16 protein-coding genes, 1 tRNA gene and 1 pseudogene are annotated in these 16317 nt (G+C 34.2%); 13 read left to right on the top strand and 5 right to left on the bottom strand.

Going from position 1 to position 16317, the window contains the following annotated elements:
* Positions 1-474 precede the first annotated feature (474 nt).
* The 4 genes from LDL57_RS17825 to LDL57_RS12405 all read left to right on the top strand — a co-directional run bounded on the left by LDL57_RS17825 (position 475) and on the right by LDL57_RS12405 (position 3514).
* On the top strand, positions 475-597 hold the full coding sequence (locus tag LDL57_RS17825; RefSeq protein WP_255498988.1) for a hypothetical protein: 123 nt from the start codon (positions 475-477) through the stop codon (positions 595-597).
* A gap of 332 nt (positions 598-929) precedes the next feature.
* A complete protein-coding gene (locus LDL57_RS18365; RefSeq protein ID WP_510516318.1) occupies positions 930-1082 on the top strand; it encodes a hypothetical protein in 153 nt (50 codons plus the stop codon).
* A 169-nt stretch (positions 1083-1251) separates the two neighbouring features.
* The gene (locus LDL57_RS12400; RefSeq protein ID WP_225505849.1) at positions 1252-2484 is read left to right on the top strand and encodes an MFS transporter; all 1233 of its coding nucleotides are present in this window, start codon (positions 1252-1254) and stop codon (positions 2482-2484) included.
* Positions 2485-2920: 436 nt separating this feature from the next.
* Positions 2921-3514 carry an OspG family effector kinase gene (locus LDL57_RS12405; protein WP_180559703.1) on the top strand — a complete coding sequence of 198 codons (594 nt, stop codon included), beginning with the start codon at positions 2921-2923 and terminating at the stop codon, positions 3512-3514.
* Between the two features lie 2647 nt (positions 3515-6161).
* On the opposite strand, the gene LDL57_RS12410 is transcribed toward LDL57_RS12405, so the two are convergent.
* On the bottom strand, positions 6162-6578 hold the full coding sequence (locus LDL57_RS12410) for a hypothetical protein (RefSeq protein WP_180559702.1): 417 nt from the start codon (positions 6576-6578) through the stop codon (positions 6162-6164).
* 639 nt (positions 6579-7217) lie between these two features.
* Here LDL57_RS12410 and LDL57_RS12415 point away from each other — a divergent pair.
* From LDL57_RS12415 to LDL57_RS12425, 3 genes are all read left to right on the top strand, one after another.
* Positions 7218-7415: a hypothetical protein gene (locus LDL57_RS12415; protein ID WP_225505850.1), complete on the top strand. Its 198-nt coding sequence runs from the start codon at positions 7218-7220 to the stop codon at positions 7413-7415.
* Positions 7416-7718: 303 nt separating this feature from the next.
* On the top strand, positions 7719-7949 hold the full coding sequence (locus LDL57_RS12420; RefSeq protein WP_180559701.1) for a hypothetical protein: 231 nt from the start codon (positions 7719-7721) through the stop codon (positions 7947-7949).
* Between the two features lie 876 nt (positions 7950-8825).
* Positions 8826-9023 carry a hypothetical protein gene (locus LDL57_RS12425; protein WP_180559700.1) on the top strand — a complete coding sequence of 66 codons (198 nt, stop codon included), beginning with the start codon at positions 8826-8828 and terminating at the stop codon, positions 9021-9023.
* Positions 9024-9132: 109 nt separating this feature from the next.
* Here the strand turns inward: LDL57_RS12425 and LDL57_RS12430 are convergent, their stop codons facing one another.
* Positions 9133-9531, bottom strand: a complete 399-nt coding sequence (locus LDL57_RS12430) for a lysis system i-spanin subunit Rz (RefSeq protein WP_180559699.1) — start codon at positions 9529-9531, stop codon at positions 9133-9135.
* Between the two features lie 470 nt (positions 9532-10001).
* Here LDL57_RS12430 and LDL57_RS12435 point away from each other — a divergent pair.
* Positions 10002-10497 (top strand): annotated as a pseudogene (locus tag LDL57_RS12435) (site-specific integrase); the annotation flags it as partial.
* A 25-nt stretch (positions 10498-10522) separates the two neighbouring features.
* Here LDL57_RS12435 and LDL57_RS12440 read toward each other — a convergent pair.
* Positions 10523-10599 (bottom strand) — tRNA-Arg (locus LDL57_RS12440).
* A gap of 187 nt (positions 10600-10786) precedes the next feature.
* Here LDL57_RS12440 and folD point away from each other — a divergent pair.
* Positions 10787-11656 (top strand): bifunctional methylenetetrahydrofolate dehydrogenase/methenyltetrahydrofolate cyclohydrolase FolD, encoded by an 870-nt coding sequence (gene folD / locus LDL57_RS12445; RefSeq protein WP_180559698.1) that lies wholly within the window; start codon positions 10787-10789, stop codon positions 11654-11656.
* Positions 11657-11667: 11 nt separating this feature from the next.
* Positions 11668-11880, top strand: coding sequence for a ribosome-associated protein YbcJ (ybcJ, locus tag LDL57_RS12450; protein WP_180559697.1), 213 nt, complete (start codon positions 11668-11670; stop codon positions 11878-11880).
* Positions 11881-12014: 134 nt separating this feature from the next.
* On the opposite strand, the gene LDL57_RS12455 is transcribed toward ybcJ, so the two are convergent.
* Complete coding sequence (locus tag LDL57_RS12455) at positions 12015-12203, bottom strand: ogr/Delta-like zinc finger family protein (protein WP_225505853.1); 189 nt, start codon at positions 12201-12203, stop codon at positions 12015-12017.
* 375 nt (positions 12204-12578) lie between these two features.
* Here LDL57_RS12455 and LDL57_RS18370 point away from each other — a divergent pair, with 375 nt between their 5' ends.
* Positions 12579-12848 carry a glycoside hydrolase family 68 protein gene (locus LDL57_RS18370; protein ID WP_304488594.1) on the top strand — a complete coding sequence of 90 codons (270 nt, stop codon included), beginning with the start codon at positions 12579-12581 and terminating at the stop codon, positions 12846-12848.
* Positions 12770-13825, top strand: coding sequence for a glycoside hydrolase family 68 protein (locus LDL57_RS12460; protein WP_304488593.1), 1056 nt, complete (start codon positions 12770-12772; stop codon positions 13823-13825). The genes LDL57_RS18370 and LDL57_RS12460 overlap by 79 nt, the downstream gene beginning before the upstream one ends.
* 329 nt (positions 13826-14154) lie before the next feature.
* Here the strand turns inward: LDL57_RS12460 and cysS are convergent, their stop codons facing one another.
* Entirely contained in the window at positions 14155-15546 is a 1392-nt protein-coding gene (gene cysS / locus LDL57_RS12465; RefSeq protein WP_180559695.1) for a cysteine--tRNA ligase, read from the bottom strand.
* A 271-nt stretch (positions 15547-15817) separates the two neighbouring features.
* Here cysS and ppiB point away from each other — a divergent pair, with 271 nt between their 5' ends.
* Positions 15818-16312 carry a peptidylprolyl isomerase B gene (gene ppiB / locus LDL57_RS12470; protein ID WP_180559694.1) on the top strand — a complete coding sequence of 165 codons (495 nt, stop codon included), beginning with the start codon at positions 15818-15820 and terminating at the stop codon, positions 16310-16312.
* Positions 16313-16317: the final 5 nt, after the last annotated feature.

A 16317-nucleotide genomic window follows, 5' to 3' on the forward strand; every position in this document is an offset into this window, starting at 1 on the left:
AACTACTTTGATGTTAATCAAAATGTAATATGTGGTTAGCCAAAAGTGAACAATAAATAATTTAATTTAAAATGACAAACCGACATTAGGATCACAGGGCTCTACTCTAGTTGCGATAAGAAATTTAACTGAATATTGCGACAAATTGCCAGATATATGCCACTCGCGCTGGAATGTTATATTAGGTAAAGTAAAACACTTTACCTCGGGTACATCTTGAGAAATTTTTTGGCTAAAATATGTTCTAAACTATAGCTAAGGGAAAAATAATTACATTTAAAAAATTTTTTGCTATAAAAAACAGCCTAACATATAACTAAAAGAATAATAGTTATACTTAAAGTAATAATGCGCAAATAAGGTTCTCACATAACAATAAATAGCTATTTAACAATCGATTTGTTAACAATAGAATCAAAATAAAGATTTACAAGTAAAACTTGAATAACGTACGATGATAAATCGAGGTAGGCTATGTCACAAGAACAAGAAAAAAATAAGAGAGCTCCTAAAACTATTAAGCGTTCTGCTGAATATAAAAAGGCTAAGTCTAATGCCTTTAAAATAGCAGCAAAGGAAAGGGAAAAAGTGAGATAGGAATTGATGGCAGTAAAAATAACTCGAAGCTTTCATGAAAAAAAATTTCTCAGATCTCGTTGTTAATTTAGGCTCTATAGCAGAATCATTTATCCCTGAATTCGAAGAATATAAACAAAAGTATATTGAGTTTACTGATATTCCTAGCCCCACGTATCATGTCTAACTGGAACATCCTTCACATAATGAAATTATTGGCAGAGATAAACCAATGGAAAGGCCTCACCCTGCCAGGCACGAAGAGTCACATCATACTCATCTATGGCAAAAACTGTATCAGGGAAGATGGCGGCAGTTAGCTAGTGCCATCGAATAGCACAAGTGATTTGCTCATGGTTTATTGCTACTTTATTGACAAAATTGGTGCCCATCACTTTTATATAATTGATTTAGGGTATGACAAAGCACATACCCTAATAGAAAATAACTGCCAAGCTCTAAAATGGGTCACTACTACTAAACAATTTCGGCTGCAAAATATCTGATATAGTGTTAAGAATACCAAAATCTCTTGCTTACCTTGATCTATTGGACGATAAAAGGGCCTAGATTTTGCTATACTAATTGAAATAAAATTACTCCAATCCGTTATTGACTATCGTATCAGTGCTCAAATCGGGCAATACGGTTATCTATTTTAATAAGAATAAATTCATGCGCACATCCAGTTTGTCAAAGTCTGAACGTATACTCTTTCCGTTAAGTTTAACCTTATTTGAATTTAGCGTGTATATTGCTAATGATATGATCCAACCCGCCATGTTAGAAGTGGTAGCAAATTTCAATGCTGGGGTAAAATGGATCCCCACTTCCATGACCGCTTATCTGGCTGGAGGCGTCTTCTTACAATGGTTGTTTGGCCCGTTATCAGATAAACGTGGTCGACGTCCCATTATGCTTATTGGCGTCTTGTTCTTTACTATTAGTTGCTTAACCATTTTGCTGGTTTCAAACATCGAGCAGTTTATTGCTATGCGATTCTTACAAGGTATCGGGCTATGCTTTATCGGTTCGGTTGGCTATGCAACTATTCAAGAAGCATTTAACGAAACAGTGTGCGTTAAAATTATTGCACTAATGGCCAATGTGGCTTTGATCGCGCCCTTATTGGGGCCATTGGCCGGTGCTACATTAATTAATATCCTTCCCTGGCAAGGCATATTTATTATTTTTGCGGTTTTAGCGTTGATCTCCTTTGTCGGTTTGTTCTTCTTTATGCCGGAAACAGTAAAGCAAAAAGGGGAAACATTATCTTTTCCCCATCTATGGTGTGATTATAAACAAGTGTTAAAAAACCGACGTTTTATCAGCGGCGCACTTGCGATAGGATTTGCCGCCGTACCGCTCCTTGCCTGGATAGCGCTCTCCCCTGTTATTCTTATAAGTGGAGAACAACTGTCAATGCTCACCTATGCGTTGTTACAAATACCGGTTTTTGGTGGATTAATTATTGGTAACCTAACACTAAGCCATTTAACTGGGAAAAAAACTTTAGTTCAACTGATTAAATTTGGTGGTAAACCGTTAATCATTGGTTTAATTGTGGCGGCTAGTTCAGCATTTTTCTCATCGGGCACTTACCTATGGATAACAGTAGGTTTATCTATATATGCCTTCGGGCTTGGTATGACTAACGCCTGTCTAATCCGACTCACTTTATTTTCCAGTGATGTTAGCAAAGGCACTGTCTCTGCCGCTATGGGCATCATTAACATGGTAATATTTATTTTAGGCATAGAGCTTGCCAAAATAGTTTATCTATGGAGAGATGAAAGTGCTTTTAATCTGCTAAATTTATTTTGCGGCTTATGCTGGTTGCTGCTAGTCATGTTTTTTACTTACAAACTCCCCCAACAAGAAGAAGCATCCACAATTAAACAACTCTGACGATTTTCTCTTATTCGGATAGCCACAACTGCATGCTGCTGTGGCTAATGATATTTTTATAACCAACGATTTCGCTAACTTATTTTTCAATCAACTAGATAACCAACATAATTTTTTTAGCACTAAAAAATATAACAGCAAAATTTAAAACTAATAAAAATACTATAAATTTAGACATTGATTGAATGAATTCAATAATAAACCCTAACGAATACAGAGTAACCTCTCAAAAATTAGGCATCATATCCCTACAATTAATCGCCGCTATTAAATTTAATTAGGCAGGGGCAAAAATCACCAATAATTTACATATGAATCATAATCATATATCAATTTAAGCAATATTAATTAATAAATTAAACAATTTTTTTCATAAAAAACATCTGTTATGATTAGTTTCTATTAAAGACCAGATAACAATATTATCGGTGAATATATGTTCAATAAAGTATTAAATATTTTCCATCATAATAAATTCAGTATGTCTGTTGCATTATTGGAAAAAAATGATATAGAAAATAAAAATATTAAACTAGGCAAGTTAATTGGAAGTGGTACAGAGGGAAAAGTATATCAAGATGCCAATAATAAACATTTTTATATAAAAAAACCCTATATTAATGATAGCTATATAAAATCCAAAATGAGAGAACAGGTAGACTGTTTTAATAAATATTATGGAGAAAGAGCAGCGGCTTTCATAGAAAATGATGGTATATTTTATATTAGAATGTATAAAGTACCTGGAGTACCAATTAGTAACATTGATGATAAAATATTTCCACCTAGTGCGCAGGAGCGCTTTCAGCATATGATTTGCGATTTAGGGGATGCAGGCATTATGCATGTTGATTTAAACTTTAAAAATATTCTTTATGATAAAGAAACAAATACATTTTATCCAATAGATTTTTCTAATGGACACGAAACATACCACAATGGAAGCAAAAACATCAAAAACTCAATAAATAGTGTTTCAGAAATGATGTATGATTGGGCACTTAAGTATATTATCAAACATACATACTAACCTGCCAAAAATCGAAAAAAACCACTATCAATCTCGCTGAAGATAAGCAATAATAAAATTGATTTCTCAGCGTTTTTACTATATCAATTCAACCAACTTTTATACTAAAGTGTTAGATTAACAACAGCAATAAAACTTAATAATACCTCAATCATTAGTATCCCTCAAAAATTAGGTGTCACAGCCTGCGGTCTCCACCAATAGGTTGGGTTAAACTCTTGCTTTTATTTTACAGTCATTGCTAATCATTTTCTTTTCAATCACTACATTAATGCGGGTAACTTCTCCCACCGTATGTGATAACCGCGTTGATGATGACTTTTAGCTTATGAATGGGTTTTCCTGCCCGCTTTAGTTTGCCTCACAATCACCACTGCATTCGGCAGTTGTCTTAGTGCAAGCGTGTTTACCTCAGTTAGTGCGGATATGAGGTGATAAAAGACTTATCATTTATTTTATATTTAGCATTAAGAAAAATTTTGTTTAATATTCAGCCGATAAGTTTTAACCTTAACTGAGTGAAAACTTATATAAAAAATACAATACTTACATCTCGACACAATTTTATTGCCTTTACACTAATGCTATTGAGTTACTACATAAATCGGCTATTGTTAGTAATTGTTATTTATATTTGGAAAATAAAATATGAAATCATTATGTAAAATTGTTACTATTATGGTTTTTCTATCATTTAGTTATTTATCATCAGCAGAAAATAACAATATAACGACTGATACAAATAAAAAACCAACCAATAAATGTTTTATACGTTTTGACGCCCCTAGTAAATGTGCTCCTATAAACTCCATCATCTATGGTTTACCTGATAATGAGTGATTTTCATTTTCAACCGTAGCAAACTGGCAAAAAGTATTTTGTAATTAATTTTAAATATTTTTTATTTAATAATGAAAGGATAAATGATGAAATTGATATTCAAGGCATTAACTATCATCTCACTTTTAGTACTTAGCTTTCTTTCTTTAGCAGATAATAATGATGAGACTATACCGAGATATGAGTTATGAAGGTTTGATTGAAGCACATTTACCTGAAGCACATTTTCCTGAAACCAATTTAATTAAAGCTTATTTACCTGAAGCATATTGACCATGAGCCAATTTGCATAGCTACGAAATGATGTTACACCAGTAACGATAATCCTACACACTTTGTATCGACCAATAGAAATTACGAAACAAGTTTTCGTCTTTCGTTCTTAGCACAACAGCTAAATAAACATACCTCTTCACATTAGGAAGAGGTAAATAATAAACCGCAGCTATTTTACCAAATATAAATCTATTTAGTTTCTTACTACGTTTAGGTAATTATTTTTTATAAACCTCTCTCACCCTTTTTCTCAATTACAAAAAATCAGACTGCTAAATATTTTTAAGAGAACTTTGGCTTAATATCTAGTCGATAATTTTTAACTTTAACGGTCTGATGAATTATATAAAAAATCAAAAATATTTTATTTATAATATTTTATCGCATTTACATTAATGCTATTGAATTGTTAATTATTAAGATTAATATTGATAATGATTTTCATTAACAGTTAAGGGATAAATTATGAATAAACTATTTAAAATATTTACTACGGCATTTATTCTAGGGTTAAGTTCTTATTCGTTCGCTCAGGATGGAAATTCATCTGATGATAAAACTGATTTCGGAAAAGTAGACTTTCCAAGCGGAATCAAATCAGAACCCCTAATAACCGACTATTCTGTAGACGAAAATGATCAACTTATATCTGTAGCGCCAAGAAGGTAAAATTATTGCTGTTTTTTATAAAGCATATATTAAGGTTACTTCTTCATAATAGAAGAGGTAACCTTAAAATTACTTCTTAACCAATACCACTCTATTTACCAATCTCTTTAAAACAAATAGATAATTATTTTTTTGCTGATATACCTCCCCCCTAACAACCGTACCTTTAAAATTCAGAACTGAGTTCTGAGACGAAAATAATTTCGTTCAACAACAGGCGCCAATCGATTGAGTCTTGTCTCATCCGCAGCGACGTTATATCGCTGACCTTTTCATGCGCACCGAAGACAAGCAACCGGATGAAACATTTTTTGGTTGGCGACAAAACATATAGCATGAATAGGTGAAAAGTGAAAAACTCAGCCAGTCACTTGACTTGCGGCGTTAATAAACAATTTATTTATTTTTTAATATGATCCATGAATTAACTGGCATGCCAGACAGGATTGGAAGCTGTGCTCTACAGCTGAGAAATGAGCTGATTTATCTTATAATTGATAGAAATATGGCATCTTTTCTCACTCACATGTTAATAGGTGCTTGCATAAATCAATATATAGTACATCATACTGGCGACTATTTGTTTCTAGTTTTTCCCACCATAATATACTAACCCTGGTAAAAAGTTATTAGTCAGCTTCGATAAAATTAGTTATTTAATCTTTATTAAATCTTTTTGCTATGTCTTATCTTAGTTTTTAATGCTTAAATTGACTACGCCAAAACCACTCTATGCATTCTTTAACTAAAGCGTATTTTTTATTATTAAAATCGACTAAGAAAAAACGCTGTCGCTATAATCAATTTCATATAGCGACAGGCTCAGTTCATATTACTTTTAGCTAGTAACTGTTAGGGGAATTTATAGGTTAGTTATTTTTACATCTAAAACACGATATGAAAAAAAATTTTCATCATTTGAATATTGAAATTTTATTATAGTTTCCCAGTTATTATCTTTTAACTCAAAAACTTTGATTTTTTCGCCATAATTATCATGGTAACAGTATTCAATGAAACGGTTTTTATGTTCTTCAGATGCTAGATCTTTTAATGTCAAAAAATGTTTTTTTGCTTCTTTAGAATTTAATTCTGTTAGAGCGTTATTTAATTTTGCTATACAAGAATATGCTTTTTCTTTGCCAGTAGAAAAAAAGAAATCTTTTATTTTTTCCCATAAGGTTAATTGAATAGGTGAATTACTTTTCTGTATTTTTTTAATATCTTCAATATTGATCTTTTGTCTTATAAAAAAACTATTTCCAATAGATAAACTCATGATTAAATACCTACTAATTCTCTGATGTTAAACTTGTATTCTTTATAATTTAAAACAAATTAATTTTAATTAAATAAACTGTTTTATTTATACAGTATTACCCTATCTATATTCTATGTGGTGTTCAACCAAAATTGGTTTTTATTGGCTTACCTGTTGCATCAATCATGCCAGTGCCATCTTGTTTTCAATAAACCAATCAGAAAAATCTACTGCTTTTAGCCGACTGAAAACCGGTTCATCATTTTTTAGCCCAGGTTTACCTGGATTGCCTGCCAGCTTTTTTTGACTATCAGTTTTGGGCGACGACTCGATTTTCCCGGCGTGCCTGCCATAGTGATAGCTTTTCCATCCTTAATTTCGATTTACTTCAAAATAGCTACTGCGTTCGGTGGTTGTCTGTCTTAGCCTAGCCGCTTTTTATAGCATGGGGCGTGGGTGTAGCATGAGATCTATCCTCAGTTTTACTTTATCTGCTAATTGTATTAATAAATTAGCGATATTTTTTGCTACCTATTTATATAAAATTCTATTAATTAAGCTTTGGGGGAAATTTTTTATTTACACAAACGTTACTTAAATGTTAAAAATAAAAGATGTTATAAGTAGTACTTTTCACTTACACATGAAAAATAAACTATGAATAAATTACTCAAAATATTTATTATATTTTTTCTGAATGTTGGCTTTGTCAGTATTTGCCATGCTATGGCTTCATCTACCCCTATATATGTTTGTCAGAATATCGTTATCCAAAAGGAAGATGGTAAACGCCACTGCTATACATTTGACACTAAAGGCCAACTCTATGACATTATTTTGCAAGATGATAATTGATTTATTTTTTACCAGATACCATACCGCCCACTTCTTAGCGACCTCAAGGCAGTTAGCCATCAATTTACCTTGTTATATTGTGTTGATCTGATTTCCGGTAATACCTGATGATTTGACTCAAAGCTTTACTGCTATCGATGAAGAAATGTCCTCACCAACACCTATTGGATGGCTCTTGTGCCCTGCATGACGGCACTAATATATTGATTTAAAAATAAAAATTATAATTTATTATTATGTTATTGAAATGTTAAATTTATTGTCTATTATTAATCATTCTTATATATCTTTGGAGAATAAATTATGAAATCATTACTTAAAACAGCTATTGTTATATCGTTTTTTGGGTTTAGCTCATTTTCTATTGCTGATACCAATAGACCCTGGCAATGTGATGTACATACTTTACAAGTAAGAAATGCTGAAGAAATGAAAGCTGATGCACAATGGTACAAAGAAAACTGTCTGCCACCATCAAACAAATCTACATCCCAAACTTCAAATGAAATAAATACATTCAATACGTATGGATAAATTTACTTTTTCAAATTCGTTTATCGATCTATAAATTTCTTTTTACCCTTTTTCGAAACGCAAAAACTGCGGCTCTAAGGTTTCAAGCTGACGTCTGAGACGGCGATTATTTCACTCAGCGTCAGCCGCCAATTAGGTGGTCTTACATCACCCACATTAATATCTATTAATATCGATTAAGTCCAATTAGTTTGAATACTTATATAAAAAATTAAAAAAAATCTATTTTTTGATATTTTGTTGCATTTACAAAAATTTCATTTCATTTTTAATAATAATTTTTAATATTGTTACTGCTTTTATTGTTTACATTTTTTATATTTGAAGGATAAATAATGAAACCATTATTCAAAACTCTTGCTATCACCTTTCTATTTGGATGCAGCTTTCAATCCATTGCCAATGGAACAGTTTAACCTAAATATATATTTATACCAAGCGAAGGCAATGTATTTTTAAACTGCAAATGGAATGGAGGTCAATATATATCCTGTCCCAGTCTTGAGACTCCCTTAAAAGTGAATGATTAAACTTGAATAATTAATATTTATAGTTAACTCTATACTTATTATTAACTATTAAAATACAACTCATATAAACAAGCTCTTAAGGCCAAATACTGCGCCTCTAAAGTTTAAAGCTGACGTCTGAGACGGAGATAATTTCGCTCAGCGTCAGGCGCCTATCGAGTAGTCTTACATCATCCACATTGATATTTATTGATACCGATTAAGTCTAATTAGTGTAAAAACTTATATAAAAAATTAAAAAAATTCCATTTGAGATATTTTGTTGTATTTACATAAATGTTATTGAATTGTCATCAATAAGTATAAATACTAGAAATGATTATTATTTACTTCCGGAGAAACAATTATGAAATCATTATGCAAAGTATTGACTATTACGTCGCTTTTAGGATTTAGCTCAATTTCTATCGCGCAATTTGAATGCACTTTAGTAAATGATTTGGTTGGGAGGACTGCTGAAGAGTATAATGCTGAAAAACAATGGCTAAAAGAAAACTGTGAATTGCAAAAAATTTGTCGTAACATATCCCACGCAGGAAGATAATTTGAGGTATGTGGTTCAGACCTTGTAAAAAAAACCTCTACCGATAAAAGACAATAGTATGCATTTTTCAGATTAATTTTTTGCTTATAAATCTCGCCCAGCCTTTCCCTTAACCAAAATACTGGGTTTCTAAAGTTTTGAGCTGACGTCTAAGACGGAAATAATTTCGCCAAGCGTCAGGCCGCCAATTGGGTGAGTCTTGCATCATCCAGGCTGGGGCGGTGGCGATAATATTGTCGGACTTTGCACATAACACTTTGACCGACAACTGCTTAGTACCATTGTCTAAATCGTCAGCAAGCTTGGTAATTTCAGCTTTCGCATGATTAAGTTCCTGTCTCCGTTTAGTATCCAATTGATGTAGTAATTTGATTTCTTTTAAATAGCTGTTTTTAAATTCGGTCTGCTTGTCTAATTCATCCACCAGCTGGTTATATTGATATTTACGTTGGACATAATGGTTATATAAAATAGCCACTAACACTGAGACTAATAAACAATTAGCCATAGTCAGGTATTTAATTTTATATGCTGCCTGCACACAATTGATTTAATATCTCGACGAGTCATTAAACCCTGCCACTTTTAACCATCAGCATATACTCAACGTTTCATTTGACACAGACACTATTTAAACAACCGGGATTAAGTTTTTTCAGTCGTGTTGAACGAGAAAAATTACCTACATCAAAGTTATCAACAAATCAATAGATCGCCGCCTAAATTAGCTCTGTTGTTTCTATTTTGATAAGCTGATTAACTTGCTTTTTAACTCTATTAAGATCTTTTCAAGCAATGCTTCACACTTTTCTTTTAAGTAGCAAACTATATATTACCATTCTGGCACATAGCAATTTAACCTAAAATCTCATCCATTATGTTAAATTTTGCAAAATGCAAATTATTTTTCTGCCAATTTTCTTCTATTTTTATACCTCTGCCATAACACATCTGGCTTGAGCAATCGCATATTCTGTTCTCAAATGGTCACAAATTGACATGCAAAGAAAAGTTGCCTGGATAGAGCCTGAAGAGAGTAAAGCGGGAAAAGCGATAGGCGTCGCACTAAACGATACTGCTTGCTGTATTTTAAAGCGACAATTAGGTAATCATCAAAAAAGGGTATTTGTTCATACAGAAGCAGTTAAACGAGCTGATGGCGCGAAAAAAAACTATCAGAAAGATGTGTATTGATTCTAATACTGCCTGGAGAGCCGCACTAAACCGAGCCGGTATTGAAAATTTCCGCTTTCACGATCTGAGACACACTTGGGCTAGCTGGTTAATTCAGTCAGGTGTCCCGCTTTCCGTATTACAAGAGATGGGAAGTTGGGAATCTATTGAAATGCTACGCAGGTACGCTCACCTAGCACCTAACCATCTCACTGAACATGCAAAACAAATCGACAATGCTTTCAATAAATTCAAAAATCGTGTCCCAAATTTGTCCCACTTAAAAAAGCTGAAAAGTTAGATCTGATGTAACCCCTTGAAATAACTGGCACGCCCTACAGGATTCGAACCTGTGACCTACGGCTTAGAAGGCCGTTGCTCTATCCAGCTGAGCTAAGGGCGCATATAAAGATGCTGATCCAATAATAAAATAATGTCGTTGGATTATACGGTTGCTGAGCACTGAGTCAACGTCTTTTCAGTGACAAATGATCTATCTGCTCATTTTCTGGCTACTAATAAAACTGACAGCATCGCTTTCTTCTGACAAAATAGCAATATCGCAATGTTTTTATGGATTAACTAAATAAATGTCAGCAAAAATTATTGATGGAAAAATGATTTCCGAAACAATCAGACAGGAAGTTGCCGAAAAAGTTAAATTGAGACTTTCACTAGGCAAGCGAGCTCCCGGGCTTGCAGTCATTTTAGTCGGTAATGATCCGGCTTCACAGATCTACGTCAACAGTAAACGTCGTACCTGTGAAGCAGTTGGTTTTGTCTCGCGCTCATATGATTTAGCGGAAAAAACCACCGAGTCTGAACTATTACAATTAATTGATCAACTTAATAACGATAAGGCAATTGATGGGATCCTGGTTCAATTACCGCTACCTAAGACTATTGACTATATCAAGATATTAGAGCATATCCATCCAGATAAAGATGTTGACGGTTTTCATCCTTATAACATAGGCCGCCTTTGTCAGCGTGCCCCAAGATTACGGCCTTGTACACCTCGCGGTATTATTACCTTACTTGAGCGCTATCAGATTACTTTACTTGGTTTAAATGCGGTTATTGTTGGTGCTTCAAATATTGTAGGCCGTCCTATGAGTCTGGAATTGCTTCTGGCCGGTTGTACAACTACCGTTGCCCACCGTTTTACCACTAATTTACGTCATCATGTAGAGCAGGCTGATTTGCTAGTCGTGGCTATTGGTAAAGCAAATTTTATTCCAGGTGAATGGATAAAACCTGGCGCCATTGTTATGGATGTGGGTATTAATCGGCTTGAAAATGGCAAAGTCACTGGCGATGTTTGTTATCAAGAAGCACAACAACGTGCTAGTTGGATCACCCCTGTGCCTGGTGGTGTTGGGCCAATGACAGTGGCTACACTAATGCAAAATACCTTACAAGCTTGTGAGGAATATCATGATATTCAGAATACTAACTAATAGGCAATAAAATGGAAATTTTTCATCTTGAGGGCCACCCCTATATTAAATTATGTGATTTATTAAAATTGCAAGGTTGGGTCGAAAGTGGAGCCGCAGCCAAAGCGCTTATCGCCCAAGGTGAGGTAAAAGTTGATGGTGAAGTTGAAACCCGCAAACGCTGTAAAATTAGCAAAAATAATATTGTCACTTTAGCTAATAACTGCGTCATAGTTAAAGAGTAATCATCAATTATAAAAAACATCTAACAATGCCCCTAGTAACGGGGCTAAATTTTTGCTCAATTTTCACTCGTTTTTAAATGATAACTTGCTGCTTTATTAAGCTAATAAATGAATATTTTATAATTTTATTCTTATTAGGTAACAATAGTAATATTCTCTTCTGTCTCTGGAGCAGAAATTATTCTGGCTAAACTTTCTAATGTTTTAAAGGTACAAGAACATCTTATGTTTTGACATTGATAATAAGATTCCTTCGTTTTGTTAGTTAAGTAACGGCTCGTTCTAGTATGAGCGTTATTTTTACGAACTGGGCAACGCATCATATACACCTCCTAAAACTTAAGATTGAATAATTTATATAGAGGTAAAATGATCTGTTTTCTTTATAACTCCCTACCTTTTACTTCAGTATTAACATTATTCAAACCAATATCCATTGAAAAATGGAACATCAGTTCGTTATACCAAGGTTAGTTAACAAGAACCATCTATTTTTTGTTATTTTTTGTTGATTATTTGATATTTCAAAATATTTACCACTACCTACATCACTACTCACTTTTCTTCCTTTAAGCAATAAACGGGCGTTTTTATCCCTTCTTGTTGTGTGGTTGACGACAGATTTTTTTAACGTTAAATATTTATTTCTTTATTGTTAAATTAAAGACTCCTATAAAGAAAGGAGATTAACTTAAATTATGGACATATTAAGAGACAGGGTTATTACTAGTTGTTGGACTCGAGCTGAGGCACTTAAGGTTCATTTCGATGATCCCACTACAACGCAACCCAAGGTTAGTATTGACTTTCCCGTTATGAGTGAAAAGTTGTTTATCTGGGATACCATGCCATTACGAGATCTTGACGGCAATGTTGTTTCAGTTAATGGTTGGTCGATTATTTTTCTCTTACGGCAGTCAAACAACCCGACCGATTTAAAGACAAAAATGGTAATTACGATATTGTAAAAGACTGGAATGATCGACATGGTCGAGCTCGCATGTGCTTTTGGTATGCCAAAGATAGCAAGAGTTGGCAATACGGTGGACGAGTAATGAACGATGGTGTTTCACCAACAGAGCGTGAATGGGCTGGTACTCCTATTTTACTAGACGAAAACGGGGATATTGATCTTTATTATACTTGTGTCACCCCTGGCGCCACTATTGCGAAAGTGAGTGGTAAAGTGCAAACTGACAAAAATAGTGTAAAACTAAGTGGCTTTGACAAGGTTATTTCGCTTTTCTCTGCCGATGGTGTTTATTACCAGACAGAAGAACAAAATGAGTATTGGAATTTCCGCGACCCCTGTCCTTTTATCGATCCCAATGATGGCAATCTATATATGGTCTTTGAAGGTAATGTTGCTGGCGACAGAGGCTCTCACATTATTTCTAGCGATGATATGGGCGATGTGCCACCAGGTTTTCAGGATGTGGGTGGTGCTAAGTATCAGGTTGGTTGCATTGGGTTTGCGGCTGCAAAAGACAGCGCGGGAAATAATTGGGAAATACTTCCTCCGTTAATTACTGCTGTGGGTGTGAATGATCAAACTGAGCGCCCACATTTTGTGTTTAAAGATGGAAAATATTATCTTTTTACAATTAGTCATCAATACACCTATGCCGATGGTTTGAAAGGCCCGGATGGTGTTTATGGTTTTGTTAGCGATTCATTATTTGGCCCCTACATACCCCTTAACGGCTCTGGTTTAGTGTTAGGTAACCCATCTTCCCAACCATTTCAAACTTACTCACATTATGTTATGCCTAATGGTCTTGTCACTTCATTTATTGATAATGTTCCTGGTCGTGGTGACAAATTTCGTGTAGGTGGTACCGAAGCGCCGACTGTTCAAATTAAAATTGTCGGAAATAGAACTTTTGTCGTCAAACAGTTTGATTATGGCTTTATTCCACCCCTAAAAAATGTGGTGGTAAGGTAGATCAAATGTACCTATATTAAGCAATATTTAGCTCTGTTTTTTATTATAAAATATCAAGAAAGTAATAAATATTGCTACATTGCTTTAAAGTAATTAAATCTCATTAATATACTTAACCACCTATTTCGATGGTGGTTTTAATTTCACGATAAAACAGATAAAAACTTATTGCTCTAATTATTAACAATGTAAAAAGCAGATATTAGAACCATTATTTTTATCATGTTAAGCATCAAAAAATAGCAACATTATTATCCATCAATTGTTAATTACAGTTTAAATTAATAATAGTATGATTATCTATTGAATAATAAATACAAATGCGCTAGTTACTTACGACGCCATACAGTTCCTTGCGCGCTATCTTCTAATATAATGCCCATTCTCGTCAGTTCATCGCGCGCTGAATCAGCTTGTGCCCAGAGTTTGTTTTTGCGAGCATCATTACGTTGCTTAATTAATGCCTCAATTTTTTCTATTTCAGCACTGTGAGAAACTTGTGCGCGACTTTGTAAGAATTGTTCAGGATTTTGCGTTAACAACCCTAATATATTTGCTAATTGACGTAATTGTACGGCTAATCCATTCGCCATTACCATATCATCGACTTTCAATCGGTTAATTTCTCTTGCCAAATCAAATAGCACAGAATAGGCCTCTGGCGTATTAAAATCATCGTTCATGGCTGCCATAAAACGCTGCTTAAATATTTCATTATCAGCAGATTTTGTATTATTAGAATCGGTATCGCGTAAAGCGGTATAAAGACGCTCAAGTGATGTGCGAGCTTGCTTTAAATTTTCTTCGGTATAATTTAATTGACTACGATAGTGTCCTGATAATAAGAAATAACGCACCGTTTCGGCATCATAATGCGCCAATACATCACGGATGGTAAAGAAATTATTCAATGATTTTGACATTTTCTCCCGATCAACCATAACCATTCCAGTATGCATCCAATAGTTTACATATGGCCCATCATGAGCACAGGTTGATTGCGCTATTTCATTTTCATGATGAGGAAACATCAAATCTGCCCCTCCGCCATGAATATCAAAATGTTCACCCAGTTGTTTACCATTCATGGCAGAGCATTCAATATGCCAACCTGGTCGCCCATCACCCCAGGGAGAAGACCAACTTGGCTCATTGGGTTTGGACATTTTCCATAATACAAAATCCAATGGGTTACGCTTGGCATCAGCGACTTCAACACGCGCTCCTGCTTGTAATTGCTCAAGATCTTGGCGGGATAACAGGCCGTAATCTGGATCGCTATTAATAGCGAACATGACATCACCGTTATCAGCAATATAAGCATGGCCGCGTTTAAGTAGTCGCTCGGTCAAAGCAATAATTTCTTTAATATGGTGCGTTGCACTTGGTTCAAAATCGGGCCGCAAAATATTTAAGGCATCAAAATCTTTATACATTTCAACCAACATGCGTGATGTTAAAGCGTCACATGTCTCATTATTTTCTGCGGCCCGTTTGATAATCTTATCATCCACATCAGTGATATTACGTACATAGGTCAAATCATAACCTAGATAACGTAAATAACGGCTAATCACATCAAAAGCAACAAAGGTTCTGCCATGGCCGATATGACATAAATCATAAATAGTAACACCACACACATACATACCAATTTTGCCTGGCGTAATCGGTCTAAACTCTTCTTTTTGACGACTTAGTGTATTATAAATTTTCAACATTGGGACTTTTTCCATCATCAGCGCTACATGCAGTAAATGGTTTACTTTGATTACAAGGCGATACAAGATGCCATTGCTACCAATAAACACGGCTATTGGCGCCCTATATTCTGAGTTAAGCAACTATGGGGCGCAAGGAAATTATTCAATATTCCACAAATACTGACGTAATCAGCCTAATATGGTATAAAATAGTTGATCTACTTTAAATTGTGATTACTTTACTTTTTGATTTTTACATTATATATAACAATTTATCAGGATAGTGATTATGGTAACTTTTCACACTATTTTTGGCGATATTGTCATTAAAACTTTTGATGAAAAATCGCCAATAACGGTAAAAAATTTTTTAGACTATTGTCGTGATGGATTTTACGATAATACGATTTTTCATCGCGTTATTAATGGATTTATGATCCAAGGTGGCGGTTTTGAACCTGGAATGCAGCAAAAAACGACTAAGGATCCTATTAAAAATGAAGCGAATAACGAATTAAAAAATAAACGTGGCACGCTCGCGATGGCCAGAACCAATGATCCGCATTCAGCAACAGCACAATTCTTTATTAATGTTGTCGACAACGACTTTCTAAATTTCCGTTCAGAACAACATGATGGTTGGGGTTACTGTGTCTTTGGCGAGGTAGTTGACGGAATGGATATTGTTAATAAAATTAAAGAAGTAAAAACAGGTCGTAGTGGCTTACATCAAGATGTACCCATTGAAGATGTTATTATTGAACGCGTAACAGTTAACGAATAATTAAA

This window comes from Arsenophonus apicola (genome assembly GCF_020268605.1).
In the GTDB taxonomy this organism is placed as follows: Bacteria; Pseudomonadota; Gammaproteobacteria; order Enterobacterales; family Enterobacteriaceae; genus Arsenophonus; species Arsenophonus apicola.